Genomic DNA, 19078 nt, shown 5'->3' with positions numbered 1-19078 from the left:
GATACGCGATCGCCTGGACATATGGATGCGCTAATCGGCAAAACTTTACAGGGTGGAAAGTACACCCTCGAACAAGAACTGGGACGCGGCGGCTTTGGGATTACCTTCAGGGCAAATCACCGCTATTTAGGACAGCCTGTAGTCATTAAAACTCTCAACGAATCTCTGCGCCAGCAACCCAATTTTGCTGAGTTCGATCGCAAGTTTCAAGACGAAGCGAGGCGGTTGGCTTCCTGCGTTCATCCGAATATTGTCCGCGTCAGCGATTTCTTTGTCGAAGACGGGCAGCCTTACATGGTGATGGACTACATAGCCGGTCAGAATTTGGGCGATGTCGTGTTCCCAAATCGGCCGCTGCCAGAAGAACTCGCTATTCTCTACATAACTCAAATTGGCGCTGCTTTAAAAGTTGTTCATCAAAAGGGTTTGCTGCACCGAGATGTCAAGCCGCAAAACATTCTGCTGCGCCAAAACACCCAAGAAGTCGTCCTGATCGATTTTGGCATTGCCCGCGAGTTTACTGCCGGTGCAACCCAAAGTCACACTAATATGGTGTCCGACGGCTACGCACCCCCAGAACAGTATTTCGCCCAAGGAAAATATACGCCCGCAACAGATGTTTACGGTCTGGCGGCCACGCTTTACACTTTACTGACAGCACAAGTGCCGGTGGCTGCAATTTTGCGTACCAGCCAGCCGATGCCTTCACCCCGCGACTTGCAGCCTCAGCTAAGTGCGGCTGTCAGTTCTGCGGTGATGCGGGGGATGACGGTAGAAGCTCAAAATCGCCCTGCTACCGTGGATGAGTGGCTGTCGCTGCTGCACGGGCAGTCTCTTGGTACAGCGTCGCCGAGCACCGGGCCGACGGTGGCGGTGATTCCGGGACACGGGCCTCAGTCGCCTGCGGCTTCGAGAACTGCGCCTGCTGTGGTGTCTTCTGGGGAAGGCAACCGCAAGGTTTGGTGGATTTTGGGGTTGGTGGCGATCGCACTTATTGTTGCAGGTTTTATCGGTTTTGCTAGGGTTTTCCTCAACCGGCCGTCTTCAGAACCCGCACCCGTGGCCCAAGACGATCGCACTTCGACCCCCGCAGATCCAGACGCGCGCTCAAACCCCACACCAATTCCCGCGCCGACACCAACGCCAGCCCCGACTCCCAGAGAAACTCCGCCGCCCGCTGCTGAAACTCCAGCGCCCGCTGCTGAAACTCCAGCGCCTGCTGCTGAAACTCCAGCGCCCGCTGCTGAAACTCCAGCGCCAACTCCAGCGCCCGCGCCAACTCCAGCGCCAACTCCCGAGGCTGCCGAACCCACACCAACAGAAAAACTTGTTGACAAAGAGTTGCCGCCAGATAGATCATCGCCCGCACCCAGCCCCGAACAACCGGGAACGAATTATCAGAAGACTCCCACAATCCCTGGGTTTGCCGTTGGTACGCCGGAAAGTCAGATTTTATCCCAATTGGGAGAACCGACTGACTCTCAAGCCCGGGGCTATTGGCCGAATACTCGCACCGCACTTTACGAAGTGCTGCCGAACCGGATTACTCTCGGCTACATTTACGATCGCGATTCGGGCCAGCTTGTGCAAACAGAGGGTTCTTTTGCCCCGTCGGTGGACGATTTGGTAGTGCGAACCGCGTTAAACGGCATGGTGGGCGGCGCCAACCGGGAGATTTGGCAGGGCTTGCGCGACGTGCAGCAGCGCCGGAGTAATCGGTTTACGTTTAGGAAGGGTTCCCTCGAAGGGACGATCGAACGCAATGAGCGCGATCGGATTTACATCGGCGTCTGGGACGACAATTTGCATTAATTAGCAATTACGCACGGGTGGTCAGAAACCGGGTTTTTGCTCCAAGACTTCGTTAAAGCAGACAAAAACCGCAAAAAACCCGGTTTCTTTAATCCCCAATCGAAAATCCAAAATCTAAAATCTAAAATCTAGTTGACGCAACACGAAATATTGTCTATGATTAAAGAACACACGAGGGGCTGTAATGGTTTCGACAGGGTGGTGAAAGCTGCTCCGTGATGCAGGTCGAGAGTGAGTCTCCTCTCGCAAATATCGGCTCAAACAAAAAAGTAAATGCGAACAACATCGTTCCTTTCGCTCGCAAAGCCGTCGCTGTAGCCTAAAAAACTTCTTGAGCACGGTTTAGAGTGTATGCCACCTAACTCCGTTAACGGTAGCATAACAACCCCCAACGGATGCCCTAGCTAAACGTTTCTAGTCGGCTAGCTAGGAAAGCAATCACTAGAAAATCCCCCCATTTGGGATAAAGATGGTTCCCGCCCTGAGGATTAGAAGGGATAAACCTGTGAACGATCGGAAGGTAAATACCCGCTTTGGACGGCAGTTCGATTCTGCCCAGTTCCATACAAGAAGTGACGTAAAATCAATGGTTTAAGCCATTTGAAAGTTACTTTAAAGCATTAAAAGGGCAGAGAGTTAACTCTCTGCCCTTTTGTTTGGCGTTCCATGTTCATTAAATCTAAAATCTAAAATCTAAAATCTAAAATCTACTGAGCTTGTTGCCAGACTGAACATACATAAAATGCAAACCCATTAGCTAACCTGGGCTCAGACATAAAAATAATTTCACCCTGCCTGTGCGTTCTTAGAGCCAGTCGGGCGATATACTATTAGGCGGTAAAGCATTAAAAATCTTTACAAAGACCCCGATTTCTAAGCCTACTCCTACGAAGGACGGGTGAAAAATTATATGCTGAGCGCTCAAAAGCTGGAAACATGAACCCAGGAATTGACTTACAAGGAAGTTTTGTAGATGCCCTGATCAATTTGGGCTTACCGGCGGACATCGCCCATCTGCTTTGGCTACCGCTGCCAATGGTGCTGATGATTGTCGGTGCTGTATTCGGGGTACTGACTAGCGTCTGGCTGGAACGGAAAATTTCTGCGGCGGCTCAACAGCGGATCGGCCCGGAATTTATCGGCCCTCTGGGAGTCCTAGCACCCGTTGCTGACGGGCTGAAGTTGGTGTTCAAAGAAGACATTGTACCGGCCAAAGCTGACGCGCTGCTGTTTACGCTAGGGCCGGTAATTGTGGTGATTCCAGTTTTTCTGTCCTACTTAATCGTGCCCTTCGGAGAGCATATGCTGATCGCCGATATGGGGACAGCAATATTTCTGTGGATTGCTCTTTCTAGCATTCAGCCGATCGGCTTGCTGATGTCCGGCTATGCTTCTAACAACAAATACGCCCTCCTCGGCGGACTCAGAGCAGCAGCTCAATCCCTCAGCTACGAAATTCCCCTAGCTTTGGCAGTATTGGCAGTTGTGATGATGTCCAACAGCCTCAGTACGATCGACATCGTACACCAGCAAGCCGGCTACGGGATTGTCGGCTGGAATATCTGGCGGCAACCCGCAGGTTTCCTGATTTTCTGGATAGCAGCACTAGCAGAATGCGAACGGTTGCCCTTTGACCTCCCGGAAGCAGAAGAAGAATTGGTAGCAGGATATCAGACTGAGTACACGGGCATGAAATTTGCTTTGTACTACATCGCTTCCTACGTTAACCTCGTCCTTTCTTGCCTGCTAGTAGCCGTTCTGTACCTTGGGGGCTGGGAGTGCCCGATTCCCGTCGGAGTCATCACTAATGCCTTGGGATTGAGCGAGACGACTCCTTGGTTGCAGGTAATTACTGGCACGCTGGGCATTACGATGACCATGCTGAAAGCCTACTTTTTCCTGTTTCTGGCAGTTCTGCTCCGCTGGACTCTACCGCGAGTTCGGATCGACCAATTGCTAGATTTGGGATGGAAGTTTTTGCTGCCGGTTGCTTTAGTTAATTTGCTATTGACCGCAGCTTTGAAGCTTGCCTTTCCCTTTGCTTTTGGCGGTTAATTCATAATAGGTAAATGGCAACAGGGAAAAAAATAGCTGTTAACCAATTACCTATTATAAATTAGCAATTACCAAAAGCTCAAGTACAGAGAGAGAACACCATGCTAAAATTCCTCAATCAAGTAGGCGAATACGCCAAAGAAACTTTTCAAGCTGCTAAGTATATCGGTCAAGGGCTATCTGTAACTTTTGACCACATGAGACGCCGACCGATTACGGTTCAGTATCCTTACGAAAAATTAATTCCTTCCGAACGTTTTCGGGGCAGAATTCACTTTGAATTTGACAAGTGCATCTCGTGCGAAGTCTGCGTTCGGGTGTGTCCGATCAATTTGCCTGTGGTGGATTGGGAATTTAACAAAGAAACTAAGAAGAAACAACTCAAGCACTACAGTATCGATTTCGGAGTGTGTATCTTCTGTGGCAACTGCGTAGAATATTGTCCGACTAATTGTTTGTCGATGACAGAAGAGTACGAGTTAGCCACTTACGAACGTCATGAATTGAATTTTGACAACGTGGCCCTCGGACGTTTGCCCTACAAGGTTACAGATGACCCGATGGTGACACCGCTGCGGGAATTCGCTTATTTGCCGAAAGGTGCGATCGACCCTCATGGAGTTTCCAGCAGCGATCGGCGCGCAGGTCTCCCTCCAGAGGAAATTAGCGAAAAATAGCTAATTAGTCATTAGTCAGCAGTCATCATTCATCAGTGAAATAACGATTATGAATGACTGCTAACTAATCAGTAAAAACGAACAATAGAAAACTAATGATTGAGGATTAAAAATTGTGAATCTAGCCGAAGGGGTTCAAATTGTTTCGTTTGGCATACTGTCCGTAATGATGATTGCAGGAGCATTAGGAGTAGTGCTGTTCTCCAACATCGTTTACTCAGCTTTTTTGCTGTGTGGCGTATTTACCAGCATTGCGGGCTTGTACCTGTTGCTGAATGCCGACTTTGTAGCAGCAGCGCAGGTATTGATTTATGTTGGCGCTGTTAACGTCTTGATTTTGTTTGCGATTATGTTGGTGAACAAGCGCGAAGATTTCCGCACAATTCCCAACGCTTGGGTGCGTCAAGTAGCAACAGCAGTAGTTTGCGTAGGCTTGTTTGCGCTTTTGGGTACGATGGTGGTGTCTACTCCTTGGGCTATTGTCGCCACGACAGGAGCACCGGCCGAAAGTTCGGTCGTGACTATCGCCAAACATTTCTTCACCGACTTTTTGCTGCCTTTCGAGTTAGCATCAGTGTTTTTGTTAATGGCAATGGTAGGAGCAATTGTGCTAGCACGCCGCGATTTCTTGCCAGATGAATTGTCGTCGAACAAGCTATCTGAAACACCCGCTTTTAGTTTGCAAGAAAGACCTCGCGAATTAGTTTCTGCCGGAGATGTTTCTTCGCCAGAATCTAAGTAACATTAGGGTGCGCGCTGCGCACCTATCTGTCTGTTTGGTAGTAATGTTGATTGAGAGAAAATCGCAAAATTTATGCAACTGCAACTCCAGTATTTTCTGTTATTAGCCGCCGCACTTTTCTGCATTGGTGTTTATGGTTTGATTACGAGCCGAAATGCAGTACGTGTGTTGATGTCGATCGAGTTGATGCTGAATGCTGTCAATCTCAATTTGATGGGTTTCTCCAATTATCTTGACCCCGTACAGATTAAAGGTCAAGTATTTACGGTGTTTGTAGTTACTGTAGCCGCTGCTGAGGCTGCCGTAGGTTTGGCAATTGTTTTGACGATTTATCGCAACCGCAATACCGTAGACATGGAAGAATTTAATTTGCTGAAGTGGTAATTAGTAAATAGCGATCGGTCATCAGTCATCAGTCATTAGTGACAAACTAATGCAGATTAAAGACTGATGACTAAGAACTAAGGACTAATGACTTCTAGTAATTTCTAGAGTAATTCTGCCACCGAAATCAGGGATGGGGGCAGCAGGTTTCGAGAGTTGTAGTTTAACTTTCTCAACTAACGGTAGTTGTAAAAGCGCTTGAGCAATAGTATCTGCTAGGCGTTCTATTAATAAAAACTTCGAGTCTTTGACTAGCTTTTGAATCAGAGTAATTGCGCTGCGGTAATCAAGAGTATGTTGAATATCATCACTTTTTCCAGCTTGCGATAAATCGAGCCAGAGAGTAACATCCACTTCAAACCACTGCCCCAAAACTTGCTCTTCCGGCAGATAGCCCGTATATCCGTAGCAGCGAATTCCTGTAAGTTGAATAGAATCCATTTTGTAATAAACTAAAAGTGCGTTGCCTATACCAATTTGTATTAAACCAGATAAAGTTATCTTTCTCTTCCCTCTCTTTCTTTGCCCTCTTTTCCTCTTCCCTCTAGGCCAAGAGCGCCCTCTGCGTTTAAATCACTCTTATTCTATCTTAAATTTCACAACTGTTCTCCTTGCTCCAACTTGTCGAGTAAATCCTCAGCAACTTCATACCATTTCCGCCTAATTTCTGCATCTTCTGGCTTTTCTGTCAAGCTGCGCCCTTGTAATTCAGGATATTTATTGTAATATAATTCATCAACTTTTTGATAGAAAATATCTCGATCGATGTTGAGATTTTTGCGTCGCTTGCCAATTTCTTCTTGCCTAGCTATTTCTGCATTTAATGATGTATCGGGAAGTTGCGGCAGTTCGGGAAACTTCGGCAACTCAGGCAACTTTGGCAGGGTAAAACCAGATTTTACTACACTAAAAGCTAACATTCCCGGCAACAAAACCACGCTTAAACTCGCGACTGCTTTCCAAGGAATTAATTTAAAAATGTGGTTATTTTTAACAACTTGAGGGTTTTGGTTAACAGGAGTATGATTGTTTGTAGCAGTTTGAGTGGTGTTTTTGAAAGGGCGACCGACAAAGTTCATTGTCGCTATTTGGGAAATTATACTGCTAATTTGAGATAGTTTTGGATCTTTGAGTGCTTCGCGGACTGCTTTTGCAGATTGGTAGCGATCGCCCGGTTGTTCTGCTAGCATCTTATCCAACACCGTGGCTAAATTTGGGCTGACACTGACGTGCGATCGCCAATCCCAAGTTTTATTATTGATATCGTACAATTTTTGAGGCTTTTTGCCAGTTAGCAAGACTAAAGCCGTGACGGCTAAAGCGTACAAATCGCTAGCTGCAGAAACTTTACCCAGCCGCATTTGTTCGGCCGGCGAATAACCCTGTTTGCCGATCGCCGTATCCGATTGTCCGTTCAACTGAAGTACGGCATTGGCTGCGATTTGCTTGACGGAACCGAAATCAATTAAAAATGGTAGTTGGTCAGCATCATGCTGAATAATATTATCCGGGGAAATATCGCGGTGAATTAAATTTTTTGAGTGGATGTATTCTAAAACTGGTAAAAGCTGAAATAGCAGTTGAGTAACTTCAGCTTCGGTAAAATTTTTACCTTGCTGCTGGCGCGATATCAATATTTCTTCGTAGGTTTGACCCTTGATATAATCTTGCACTAAAAATAAAGATGGATTTCCGCCCAAATCCGTTCGCAGCAGTTCTCGAAACCTGGGAATTTGCGGGTGTTGGAGGTTGTAAAGCATACTCGATTCGCGATCGAACAATTCGGCCGCTTTCGGGCTGTGAACCACCGGAGAAAACTCTTTGAGTACGCAATGTTCGTTGTAGCGGTTGATGTCTTCGGCGAGATAAGTACGCCCGAAGCCGCCCCGGCCTAATTCGCGGAGGATGCGGTAGCGTTTTTCGAGAGTGGAACCTGGGGCGAGGAGGGAGGAGTTAGACATAAACCGCGGCAAAGTGTTCGAGTTGGGGAGTCGCCGAGCACAGTATAGCTTATTGTAGCTAAGTTTGTTTGAATGGGAGAGAAGGAAGGACGATCGCCCCAGCAATATCAATCCTCTACTCAATAGCTTTAGCGATCGTTTGATGATGTACACTTTCCCTCATCATTATCAAAAAAACGACTAAACTAAGCGCTATTTCTGGACTAGCTTTTAACTAAAATTGCTTCTCATTTTGATGCTCTCGTCAAATCGAGGTGAAGTCAACTGGCTGTGCATATTCTGCACAATTGTTTCCCAGTAGGTGATTCAGCTTTTGGGGAGATGTCTGATGTTTCTGCTCCCAATGACAACTTGAGTAATTTTACTGAATTCTGCCTGCTGTGGAAATAGCGATCGCCTCTCGGGGCAGTTATACAAAATATAAATGTCGGTCAATGCGTAAGTCCTAGAAGTAAGATACTGGGGAGCGGTCTTTTCTGAAAGTTAGAAACAATTCTATACATAAATTTGTAAAAAAATGTATTATATGGTTTTAAAGAATAGAATATTTACCAAAGGAAGGACTCTTCCGTAGAGAAGAGGATAGAATAGTTATAAAACTAGAGTATTGTGTAGGAATTTTAATTAATGTAATGTAATAAAAATGACATGGATTAGCATCTTCATTCAACTATAATACATATTGTTGGGTCAAAGACAGCGTAATATTGATATTAACCAAGTACCTGGACAAATTATAAAAAAGCCTCAGCCAGTTAGTGGATGACTCCAACTCCCAAAGTTCCGTTAGGTCTGCTCTTGGTTCCACCTTTTATCCTAAATATTTTTGTGGTGTAGGAATAACGGGGTATGTCTCTCTACAGAATGGACAAATAGCTACGCAATAAATTGTCAAACTCCGCCATGAGGCTAGAACACAGATTAACAATTATCCTCATAGCCATTTAAAAATCAATCATTATCCATTACTTATTAGATTATGAAAAAAAACCTAAACCAGCGCCTCACAGAACCCATAAATTTAATGGCGTTGTTGTTGATTTTTATATTTCCTTTTGCTCTGGTAGTTTATCAATTAATTGCTGAAATTGATATTAAAATTGAATTCGCTCAAGAAGAAAAAGTCGGCTTGGCTTATAACTATCCGTTGAAAAATTTGCTTGTCGCTGTTATTGAACACCGCACGCAAGTTAATCAATATTTAAATGGGGACAAGTCTTTAGCCCCTGCGATCGCCACGGCAACAGAAAAGATCGAGACGGCAATCCAAAACCTCAATGCCGTGGAAAAACAGCTATCGCCCCAATTTAAAACTAGCCCGCAATGGCTAGCGCTCAAAACTTCCATTAATGGCAACTGGCAGCAATTAAAAAAGCAAAAATTAAACTTATCTCCTACCCAAAGCTGGCAAGCACATACAACTGTTGTTAACGATATCCTCGATTTAATTGCACACATCGGAGATGTTTCTAATCTCATTCTCGACCCATGTTTAGACAGTTATTATTTAATGGATACCGTTGTCACGCAGCTACCATTAACGATAGAGAATACGGCTCAAGCTAAAGATATCGGTGCAAAGATAGCCACTCAACAAGCTAAACAAAAAATTGCAGACAGCGATCGAGCCAAACTTTTGATTATTCGGAGTTTAATTGCACCGCCTATCCAAGCAGTGCAAAGAGGCTTGCAAATTTCTGCTAATGCTAATCCGCAAATTCAGCGGCAGCTATCCACGAGCGTACGCGAAAATTTCAAGGATATCAAAAGATTTATTGACTTACTCGACAAAGATATCATTAATGCCAATACCATCAACTTACAGCCATTCGTATATACAGCTACAGCCACAACTGCCCTAGAGTCCCAATTAAAACTTTACAATACAGCTTTTCCACTTTTAGATCGTTTATTGGAACAGCGACTGAATCAGTTAGTTGGTAGAAAATATCAAATTATCGGGTTTGCACTGCTAGTATTAGCGGTAGTGACTTACATTTTTATGGCTTTTCTCAGCAACCGCAAAAAGCGCCTGCAATTTGAAAAAGAATTACAAGCTGCTGAAGCCAAATATCGCAGCATTTTTAACAATTCAATTAACGGAATTTTCCAAATTACGCCAGCCGGCGAATATCTTAGCGCTAATCCAGCCTTAGCTGAAATTTATGGTTACAATTCTCCTGGCGAATTAATTGGCAAATTAACCAATCTTAACCCACAACTTTATATAGATCCCAACCGCCGAGAAGAATTCGTAAAAAATATAGGCGATCGCGGCAGTGTTGCCGATTTTGAATCTCAAGTTTATCGCCGCGACGGTAGTATTATTTGGATTTCAGAAAATGCTCGCGCTATGTGTGATGAAAATGGCAATATTCTCTACTACGAAGGTACAGTAGAAGACATTACCGAATACAAACGTGCCGAACAAGAAATTTATGCCGCTAAAGAAGCCGCAGAAAATGCCAACCGCGCCAAAAGCGAGTTTCTGGCTAACATGAGTCACGAACTGCGAACCCCACTCAACGGGATCTTAGGCTATGCCCAAATCCTCAAGCGTTCTGTAAAACTAGGAGAACACGAACAAAATAGCATTGAAATTATCTACCAGTGCGGTTCTCACCTGCTAACTTTGATTAACGATATTCTCGATTTGTCTAAAATAGAAGCTCAGAAAATGGAACTCTACCCTACAGAATTTCATTTTCCCGCTTTTCTACAGGCCGTTGCCGAAATTTGTCGCATTCGCGCCGAACAAAAAAGTCTCAAATTTAGCTACCAACCCGATCCCGATTTACCCATTGCCATTCACGCCGACGAAAAACGCTTGCGACAAGCATTAATTAACCTTATTGGTAACGCCATCAAATTTACCAAAATAGGAAACATAAGTTTTAGTGTGAGTTTAATTGAAAAAAATATTAATTTTTCCCATCAAACTTGCTGTAAAATTCGCTTCAGTGTCAAAGATACAGGAGTAGGAATTAAACCAGAAGAAATTGCCAAAATATTTTTACCTTTTGAACAAGTTGGATCTAGAAAAAATCAAGCAGAAGGAACGGGATTAGGACTGGCAATCACTCAAAAAATTATTCAATTAATGGGTAGTACCATTCAAGTCACCAGTCAATTACAAATGGGCAGTATTTTTGGGTTTGATTTAGAGCTATTAGAAGCCACAGAATGGGTTAATACAAGTTCTCAAACTGACAAAGGTAAAATTATTGGATTTAAAGGAAATTCCCAAAAACTTCTTGTGATTGACGATCGTTGGGAAAATCGATCGGTCATTGTTAATTTACTGAGTCCTCTAGGATTTGAAGTAATAGAAGCGACTAACGGTAAACAAGGATTGAACATAGCAACTCATGCTAAACCAGATTTAGTGATTACAGATTTAGTTATGCCAGAAATGGATGGATTTCAATTGATGGAATACTGGAAAACAAGCTTAGAATTAAAAGATATTAAAATAATTGTTTCTTCGGCAAGTGTTTTTGAAACAGACCAAAATCAAAGCTTACAAGCTGGAGCAGTTGATTTTTTAGCCAAACCAGTTCAAGCTGAAGAACTTTTAGAAAAGTTAGAACTTCATTTACAAATAGAGTGGATTTATGAAGCTGCATCATTGATGCCTTCAGGAAGGAAACCTAATTACGATAAAATTGTTCCTCCTCCTCCAGAAGCATTAGATAAACTGTTTAATTTGGCTTTGCGAGGTAATTTGAAAGAGATTATAAAACAGACAAAAACTCTTGAAGAAACCGATCCAAAATATATGTCATTTGCGTCAAAATTGCGGCAGTTAGCTAAAGAGTTTCAAGAGAAAAAAATCTTGGAAATGCTCACTCAATACAAGGAAATAAATTTATGATCAATTTAAATTCTTACTCAAATACAATTTTGGTAGTGGATGATGTCCCTGCTAATTTAGGAATTTTAGCAGATTTCCTCAGTGAAGCTAGTTTTGAGGTTTTGGTAGCTCAAGATGGAGAAAGTGCTATCCAAAAAATAAATTATGTGATTCCAGACCTAATTTTATTAGATATAATGATGCCCGGAATAGACGGATTTGAAACTTATAAACGCTTGAAAGCAAACCCCTTATGGAGTCAAATTCCTGTAATTTTTATTACGGCTCTTTCTGAAACAGATAATGTTGTCAAAGGTTTATCTTTAGGAGCTGTAGATTATATTATTAAACCTTTTCAAAAAGAAGAGGTTTTAGCGAGAATTAAAACTCATTTAGATCTGCGACATTTAACTACAACTATTGAAGCTAAGAATCAGCATTTATTGCAAGAAATTGCGGAACATGCTAAGGCTCGTGCAGACTTAAAACAGCTAAATCAAGAATTAGAAATCCGAGTCAAAGAACGAACAGCAGAACTTTCTCAAACGCTGCAAGACTTGTACAGAAGTCAAGCTCAATTAGAGCATAATGCCTTTTCTGACTCCTTAACAGGTTTGCCAAATCGAGACTGGTTGATTAAGCGATTGCAGGAGCTAATTGAAGCAAATTCAAGTTATTCTGTTTTGTTTATTGACTTAGATCGCTTTAAAATTATTAATGATAGCCTGGGACATTTAGCAGGAGATGACCTACTAAAGTGTGTAGCAAATCGGATGCAAGGATGTTTAAAATCTTCCCAAACTGCAACGCGCATGGGTGGGGATGAATTTGTGATTTTAGTAGAAATAGAAACAGGGATTACAGTTGCTCAAGAACTATTAGAACAGTTCAAGTTACCCTTTAAGTTTAATGACTACGAAGCGATTGTAGAAGCGAGTATTGGTATAACTTCTAGTGCAATGAATTATCAACAACCGATGGAGATCCTTAGAGATGTGGATATTGCGATGTATCGAGCCAAAAAGCAGGGAAGTGGTAACTATCAGGTTTTCGATCCGCAGATGCAAGCAGATGCGATCGCACGCCTCGAACTGGAGCAAGACTTGCGAAAAGCGATCTCTCAACAAGAATTTTGCTTGTACTATCAACCTATTGTTTCCCTCATTACTGGAGAAATTAAAGGTTTTGAAGCTTTAATCCGCTGGAATCATCCCAAAGGCATGATTTCACCCGATCAATTTATCCCTGTTGCTGAAGAAACAGGATTAATTAATCCTTTAGGTTGGTGGATTTTACGGGAAGCTTGCAGCCAGTTAAGACGTTGGCAAGAGGAATTGCCTGACCTGCCTTTGAAAATGAACGTTAACTTTTCTCCCATTCAATTCCAGCAAGTTAATTTATTTGAACAAATTGCAGAAATATTACAACAAACTGGTATAAATAAAAACACTTTAAATATAGAAATTACTGAAAGTTGTCTATTAAAAACAACAAATTTAAACTTTGAATTTTTAAAAGCTATGGGTGTTGGTATATGTATCGATGATTTTTGTACGGGCTACTCTTCATTAAGTTTACTCAAAGAGCTGCCAATTGATACTTTAAAAATAGATCGTTCTTTTTTGCAAAACCTGGCTCGAAATCCCAACGATACAAGTTTAATTCAAACAATTATATTATTAGGTAAAAATTTAAATATGGAAATTGTTGCTGAAGGATTGGAAACTCAAGAACAAATAGAAATTATTCGAGAACTAGGATGTATTTTCGGACAAGGTTACTTTTTTTCTCGCCCCTTAGATAGTCATAACGCCACGCGATTTATAGGCTTATAATTGAAATAATATCGCGTTATTTTCAATCATCAATTTTATTTTTGTTATCGGCTTTGTAATCGTTGATAAATAACCGTAATTGTTTTTCCTGAAAGCTTGCAGCCAATTCACCTACCCGTTCGGCAAAGGGAATATATTTTGCATCCAATTTTTTTAACTGTTCAACTTGTTTAGTCACTGCTTTTAAATTACCTCTCATAACCAAATCGTATAAAATGACCAGTTCTTCATCTGGGGGAGGTACTAACGAAGAAGCTGAATCTAATTGTACGGATTGATTGACATTTTGATTGAGGTGAGGTAATTCTTGATATACCCAAGATATCCCTAAATGCTTTTGTAGCAATGCAAATAACTCAGCCGCCTGTAGGGGTTTGGGTAAAAAAGCATTTGCGCCCATATCTAAACTCTTATGCTGGTCAGCTTCAAACACGCTAGCTGAAGAAACGATAATCACTAAATCTTGAAATTTAGGTTGAGATCGGAGACGGCTTACTAACTCGAAACCATCCATTTCTGGCATGACTAAATCAGTAATAATGGCATTGAATTGGCTACGATTGACTTGTTTTAAAGCTTCTTTGGCATTAGCAGCTTCTAGCACTTCAAAGCCAAGTGGTGCTAACAAATTAACCAGCACCAAGCGATTTTCCCACTTATCGTCAACTGCGAGAATTTTCAATTTAGTTCCCTGATAGCCAGCGATCGCATCTTGTAGCTGAATTGCCGATTCCCATTTACTAGCAGAAGGTAAATCTAAATCAAACCAAAATTGGCTGCCAGCATTTAACTGACTGTTAACTCGAATACTGCCACCCATCAGTTCAATAATTTTTAAGCTAATTGCCAATCCCAAACCTGTCCCTTCTGACATCTTATTGGTATTACCTGCCTGTTCAAAAGGTTTAAAAATTTTCTGCATTTGCTGTTCGCCGATCCCAACTCCAGTATCTTCAATTTGAAAGCGGATAGTGTTGATGGCGTTTAATTCCTTTGGGTTAGGTTCTAAGGCTACTGATTTTATGAGTTGAACTTTGAAAGTAACGCCCCCTCGATCGGTAAATTTTACAGCATTACCTAATAGATTAATTAAAATCTGCCTTAAGCGTTTTTCATCCCCTTGCAGGTTGGTGGGTAAGGAAGAGTCAAATTGACAAATAAAACTGATGGCTTTTTGTTCCGATCTGAGGCGAAAGATTTGGCTGACATCTTCTAAAAATGCCCAAAAATCAAATTGCGTCGGGTAAAGTTCTATTCTCCTAGCTTCGATTTTAGAAAAGTCGAGGATGTCGTTAATTAAAGTGAGCAAATGAGAGCCACACTGATGAATAATTTTCAGACCGCTCAGATCTTGAGAGTCTAAATTTTTTGAACGCATGAGGATTTGAGCGTAGCCCAATATACCGTTGAGGGGCGTGCGAAGTTCGTGGCTCATGTTTGCCAAAAATTCGCTTTTGGCTTTGTTCGCAGCGTCGGCAGCTTCCTTGGCTATTTGCAATTCTATTTCCGTTTGTTTGCGATCGGTAAGATCGGTGTGAGAGCCGACTAAACGTAGGGGTTGGCCTTCCGCATCTCGCTCGACAACCCGACCTCGCGATAGTATCCACCTGTAGCTACCGTTTTTGTGCCGCATCTGAAATTCCCAACTATAAGGTTCGTTAGTTCCACTTTTTAAATAGTCTTCTAAAGAGTTTAATATCGGCTGTAAATTATCGGGGTGAACCAGTGCTTCCCAAGAGCTAAATAGGTTAATAATTTCGTTGTCTTCATAGCCTAACATGGCTTTCCATTGGGGTGAAAAATAGATGGTGTTTGTTTGGATTCGCCAGTCCCAGATGCCTTCATTAACGCTTTCTAGAGTTAATTGATACCTTTCTTCGCTTTGCCGGAGTGTCTCTTGTATCTGTTGGCGATCGCCCATTTCTTGCTCTAATGTTTGAGTTCTTTCTGCGACTTTTTGTTCTAAGGAGTGCGAATAATCTTCTAATTGTGCGTAGGACTGCTTGAGTTGCTGGCTCATTAAATTGAAAGAAGTCGCTAAAGCGCTGATTTCTTTAACGGAGGAAGCCGTTACTTTTTGCTCGAAGTCGCCACCAGCGATCGCGCTTGTGGCTTTACCCAAACGCCGAATCGGTCGGGCTATCCATTCAGAAGTCACAATTCCCAAAACAGTTGCCAAAAATAGTGCTAAAAGACATAATAAAATCGTCGTATGTCTACTCGTGTTAATTTGTTCCATAAAATCATTTTCTGGAACCGCAATTACAATTAACCAATCAATACCTTTACCATCTTGAAAAGGAACAACTTGTACGAATTGTTTTTGTCCGTTCACTAAAAACTCTAACTGCTGAGAAGCTTTAATTTCCTTGAGATTGTTAAATCGCTCTGTTAAATATTTTGCACTAGCTTTGGTTAAAATATCTTTGCTGTCAGTGGCTGGAAATCTTTGCCTATTTCGGTATGGTTTTTCTGATGTAGAAGTTGCCACTAGCATTCCGCTTCGATCGATAATAAAAGTTTGTCCTGTTTTTCCAACTTTTAGAGTTTGCAAAAAATCCCCAATTAGGGATAAACGTAGAGTAGTTAACAAGACACCAGTAGCTTTTCCATTTTTATCAAAAACTGGTTGCCCTGCTGTCATTATAGGGGTGATAATAATTTCACCAAAATGTATTTTAGTCCAGGTAGGTTTGCCAGCTTCCATGCTTTCTTTGTAAGCTGTAATTCTTCGGGGATCGAAATTTTTAACCACTTTGATTAATTTTATTCTTTCTCCTTGACTACCAGCCAAATACATGAATACTTGGTTCAGCTTGGTTGGACTTGTTGCTTGAATGACTCGCTTTCTTTCATCGTTACTAATAATAGATACACCTTTGCCTTTTTCATTGATAATTGTCAGACCATCTACGCTATTAAAGCGATTTTTTTGTTGCCAAAAATGACGCTCCCATACTGCCAGGTTGTCTAGGCTAAATTGACCCATACTAATAGCATCTGCATTAATTTGATTAACTAAATGGGGAACCGCTAGATAGGTATGCAAATTCTGCTCAATTCTCGTGGCAATTTCACGGCGCAACTGTGCCGCTACATCATTCACAGCTTTCTGTCCATTTTGTAACGAAAAATATCCGGTTAACCCTACGGCTGTAAAGATTTGTAAAACAAAAGGAACAATTAAGACACGGCGTAGCGGCATTTTGCGGAATTTAGAAACATTTGTATACATAACTTTCTAATAATAATGTATTTGTCTATACTATAGAGCCAGAGAATCTTCACCAGACGTAGGACTCTTCTGTAGAGAAAGGGATAGGAAAGCCATAAGACTAGAGTGCGTTACAAAAACTTTAGGTGAAAATAAAAAAGATTACATTGCTTAGCATCCTCGTTGAACTATAATATGATGATACACCAATGGGACAAGGTTAATTTTTTCCAGACCCCTAGATAGTCAGAACGTCACGCAGCTTATAATTGAAAAATCCTGCTGCAGATTGGCTCTGCAAACTGGCAGATTAGATAGTCAGGACGCTACGCGGCTTATAATTAAAAACCAAGGAGAAGGCTAAAGCTTTATGAATAATTTATCTTTCTCAAAAAACACCCTCTTAATTGTAGATGATAATCCTACAAACTTAGGTGTTATCTTTAACGTTTTAGATGAGGCAGGACTAGAAGTTTTAGTAGCTCAAGATGGAGAAAGTGCGCTGCAAAAAATAGAATATGTCACCCCCGATTTAATTTTATTAGATATAATGATGCCGGGAATTGACGGATTTGAAACGTGTTCTCGACTGAAAAGTAACCCGTCAACTTCAGGAATCCCGATCATTTTTATGACGGCTCTTGGCAACACCGATCAAAAAGTCAAAGGTTTGAGCCTTGGGGCTGTAGATTATATCACTAAACCCTTTCAAAAAGAAGAAGTATTAGCTAGAATTCAAGTTCATTTAGAGTTGCGAAACTTGACCAAAGATCTGGCAAGCAAAAATCAATTGCTCCAAGAAAAAATTGAAGAAAAAACGACTTTAGAAAAAACTTTACAACAATTGAATCAAGAATTAGAAAAACGAGTTGAAGACCGAACCTCTGAACTCAAACAAGCTCTACAGACCCTACAACAAGCTCAACTCCAATTAATCCAAAGCGAAAAAATGTCTACCCTCGGTCAATTAGTGGCTGGAGTGGCTCATGAAATTAATAATCCAGTAGGCTTTATCAAGGGAAACCTGACTCATGCTGAAACTTATATTCAAGATTTATTAGAAATTGTTCATCTTTATCAGCAACAGTTTCCCTCTCCAGGTGCAGCGATCGCAACTCGTGCCGAAGAAGTGGATTTAGAGTATCTAATACAAGACTTACCCGAGCTTATTTCATCCATGAAAGTGGGCGTAGAACGGATTCGTCAAATTAGTGTATCTTTAAGGACTTTTTCCCGCGCTGATAGTACATCAAAAGTAGAAGCTAACCTCCATGAAGGGATTGACAGTGCATTACTAATTCTCCAACATCGATTAAAAGCAAATGATAAACGTCCGAAAATAGAAGTAGTTAAAGAATATGGGAATTTATCTTTAGTACCGTGCTATCCCGGACAGCTAAATCAGGTATTTATTAACATTATTGCGAATGCAATTGATGCCTTAGAAGATTCTCTTCTGAAGCAAAACTTGGAAGAAATTAAAGTAAATCCAAGACAAATTATGATTCACACTGAAGTTGACCGCCACCGAAATGTCGCCATTATTCACATTAAAGATAACGGTTTGGGAATGCCGGAAGAGGTATGCACTAAAATATTTGATTATCTATTTACAACCAAGCCAGCAGAAAAAGGTACGGGACTGGGTTTATCGATTAGCCATCAGATTGTTGTAGAAAAACATGATGGTCAACTGAGTTGCTTTTCAGAACAGGGTGTTGGGACAGAGTTCATTATTGAAATTCCTTTAGCCTAAAGGGAGAGCGTAGGAATTAACAAATTTATGGGAGACTAAACCGACGTAGCAGGAAACGTCTCTATTCGGTCAATGAGACCCTTCATTTAGACGCGCTATATAGCGACGGTTCAATGCAGGATTTATCAACGCCCTTGGAGAAATTATGATTTTCATCCTCGCAGTTCCCCCAGCCAATCAATAAAAATTAAGAGAAGCCGCTAGGACTTACGCATTGACAAAATGTTTATATTTTGTATAATTGCCCCGAGAGGCGATCGCTATTTCCAGAGCTGACAGAATTTAGTAAAAATTACTCATGTTGTCATTGGGAGCAGAAACATTAGACATCTCCCCAAAAGCTGAATCACCTACTGGGACACAATTGTGCAGAATATGCACAGCCAGTTGATTTCACCTCGATTTGACGACAGCATCAGGATGAGAAGCAACTCTACTTCTCAGGGTAAGCTCATCTAATTTGGTATAAATTGTACTTGACAAAAAGGGCAAGATATAAAAGAGCATCCTGTCAATAGCGGTTCTTTGAACCCATTTGAGAGCTTTTGACGATCGACAGACAACGGGCGATCGACAGATAACGGACGATCGACAGACAACGGGCGATCGACAGATAACGGACGATCGACAGATAACGGACGATCGACAGATAACGGACGATCGACAGATAACGGGCGATCGACACGCAGCCTCAAAGATGTCAAATGGGTTCTATAGAACCCATTTGAGATCTTTTTGCCAATCGGGTAGGATAGCTAAAAGTGGTGGATTAAAAGCAGAGGGGGGAGT

Annotated in this window: 12 protein-coding genes and 1 other RNA gene; 9 read left to right on the top strand and 4 right to left on the bottom strand. The window is 41.8% G+C overall.

Going from position 1 to position 19078, the window contains the following annotated elements; genetic code table 11:
* Positions 1-21 precede the first annotated feature (21 nt).
* The 6 genes from QUA13_RS08760 to nuoK all read left to right on the top strand — a co-directional run bounded on the left by QUA13_RS08760 (position 22) and on the right by nuoK (position 5670).
* A complete protein-coding gene (locus QUA13_RS08760; protein ID WP_333197981.1) occupies positions 22-1812 on the top strand; it encodes a serine/threonine-protein kinase in 1791 nt (596 codons plus the stop codon).
* 175 nt (positions 1813-1987) lie between these two features.
* Positions 1988-2379, top strand: a transfer-messenger RNA (tmRNA) gene (gene ssrA / locus QUA13_RS08755).
* Positions 2380-2748: 369 nt separating this feature from the next.
* On the top strand, positions 2749-3867 hold the full coding sequence (nuoH, locus tag QUA13_RS08750) for an NADH-quinone oxidoreductase subunit NuoH (protein WP_172190261.1): 1119 nt from the start codon (positions 2749-2751) through the stop codon (positions 3865-3867).
* 101 nt (positions 3868-3968) lie between these two features.
* Positions 3969-4544 carry an NAD(P)H-quinone oxidoreductase subunit I gene (gene ndhI / locus QUA13_RS08745; protein ID WP_333192843.1) on the top strand — a complete coding sequence of 192 codons (576 nt, stop codon included), beginning with the start codon at positions 3969-3971 and terminating at the stop codon, positions 4542-4544.
* Positions 4545-4659: 115 nt separating this feature from the next.
* Entirely contained in the window at positions 4660-5286 is a 627-nt protein-coding gene (locus tag QUA13_RS08740) for an NADH-quinone oxidoreductase subunit J (protein ID WP_172190259.1), read from the top strand.
* A 78-nt stretch (positions 5287-5364) separates the two neighbouring features.
* Complete coding sequence (gene nuoK, locus QUA13_RS08735; RefSeq protein WP_216670614.1) at positions 5365-5670, top strand: NADH-quinone oxidoreductase subunit NuoK; 306 nt, start codon at positions 5365-5367, stop codon at positions 5668-5670.
* Positions 5671-5754: 84 nt separating this feature from the next.
* Here nuoK and folB read toward each other — a convergent pair whose 3' ends face one another.
* Together folB and QUA13_RS08725 are read right to left on the bottom strand one after the other, a co-directional pair.
* A complete protein-coding gene (gene folB / locus QUA13_RS08730) occupies positions 5755-6111 on the bottom strand; it encodes a dihydroneopterin aldolase (RefSeq protein ID WP_172190257.1) in 357 nt (118 codons plus the stop codon).
* Between the two features lie 155 nt (positions 6112-6266).
* The gene (locus QUA13_RS08725) at positions 6267-7631 is read right to left on the bottom strand and encodes a serine/threonine-protein kinase (protein WP_333197979.1); all 1365 of its coding nucleotides are present in this window, start codon (positions 7629-7631) and stop codon (positions 6267-6269) included.
* Between the two features lie 979 nt (positions 7632-8610).
* Here QUA13_RS08725 and QUA13_RS08720 point away from each other — a divergent pair.
* Positions 8611-11505 carry an ATP-binding protein gene (locus tag QUA13_RS08720; RefSeq protein ID WP_333197977.1) on the top strand — a complete coding sequence of 965 codons (2895 nt, stop codon included), beginning with the start codon at positions 8611-8613 and terminating at the stop codon, positions 11503-11505.
* Positions 11502-13319: an EAL domain-containing protein gene (locus tag QUA13_RS08715; protein ID WP_333197976.1), complete on the top strand. Its 1818-nt coding sequence runs from the start codon at positions 11502-11504 to the stop codon at positions 13317-13319. The genes QUA13_RS08720 and QUA13_RS08715 overlap by 4 nt, the downstream gene beginning before the upstream one ends.
* 22 nt (positions 13320-13341) lie before the next feature.
* Here the strand turns inward: QUA13_RS08715 and QUA13_RS08710 are convergent, their stop codons facing one another.
* The gene (locus QUA13_RS08710; protein ID WP_333197975.1) at positions 13342-16554 is read right to left on the bottom strand and encodes an ATP-binding protein; all 3213 of its coding nucleotides are present in this window, start codon (positions 16552-16554) and stop codon (positions 13342-13344) included.
* Positions 16555-16903: 349 nt separating this feature from the next.
* Here QUA13_RS08710 and QUA13_RS08705 point away from each other — a divergent pair, with 349 nt between their 5' ends.
* Positions 16904-18289 (top strand): response regulator, encoded by a 1386-nt coding sequence (locus tag QUA13_RS08705; RefSeq protein ID WP_333197973.1) that lies wholly within the window; start codon positions 16904-16906, stop codon positions 18287-18289.
* Positions 18290-18800: 511 nt separating this feature from the next.
* Here the strand turns inward: QUA13_RS08705 and QUA13_RS08700 are convergent.
* The gene (locus QUA13_RS08700) at positions 18801-18974 is read right to left on the bottom strand and encodes a hypothetical protein (RefSeq protein WP_333197972.1); all 174 of its coding nucleotides are present in this window, start codon (positions 18972-18974) and stop codon (positions 18801-18803) included.
* Positions 18975-19078: the final 104 nt, after the last annotated feature.

This window comes from Microcoleus sp. S28C3 (assembly GCF_036700785.1).
Classification (GTDB): Bacteria; Cyanobacteriota; Cyanobacteriia; order Cyanobacteriales; family Microcoleaceae; genus Microcoleus; species Microcoleus asticus.
The sequence above is the reverse complement of the archived record's forward strand: the minus strand, read 5'-3'. Positions and strand labels throughout refer to the sequence as shown.

Excerpts from the sequence above, each read along its gene's own strand:
- QUA13_RS08760 (WP_333197981.1), top strand. The coding sequence starts at position 22 with ATGGATGCGCTAATCGGCAAAACTTTACAGGGTGGAAAGTACACCCTC.
- nuoH (WP_172190261.1), top strand. The coding sequence starts at position 2,749 with ATGAACCCAGGAATTGACTTACAAGGAAGTTTTGTAGATGCCCTGATC.
- ndhI (WP_333192843.1), top strand. The coding sequence starts at position 3,969 with ATGCTAAAATTCCTCAATCAAGTAGGCGAATACGCCAAAGAAACTTTT.
- folB (WP_172190257.1), bottom strand. The coding sequence starts at position 6,111 with ATGGATTCTATTCAACTTACAGGAATTCGCTGCTACGGATATACGGGC.
- QUA13_RS08725 (WP_333197979.1), bottom strand. The coding sequence starts at position 7,631 with ATGTCTAACTCCTCCCTCCTCGCCCCAGGTTCCACTCTCGAAAAACGC.
- QUA13_RS08720 (WP_333197977.1), top strand. The coding sequence starts at position 8,611 with ATGAAAAAAAACCTAAACCAGCGCCTCACAGAACCCATAAATTTAATG.
- QUA13_RS08715 (WP_333197976.1), top strand. The coding sequence starts at position 11,502 with ATGATCAATTTAAATTCTTACTCAAATACAATTTTGGTAGTGGATGAT.
- QUA13_RS08710 (WP_333197975.1), bottom strand. The coding sequence starts at position 16,554 with ATGTATACAAATGTTTCTAAATTCCGCAAAATGCCGCTACGCCGTGTC.
- QUA13_RS08705 (WP_333197973.1), top strand. The coding sequence starts at position 16,904 with ATGAATAATTTATCTTTCTCAAAAAACACCCTCTTAATTGTAGATGAT.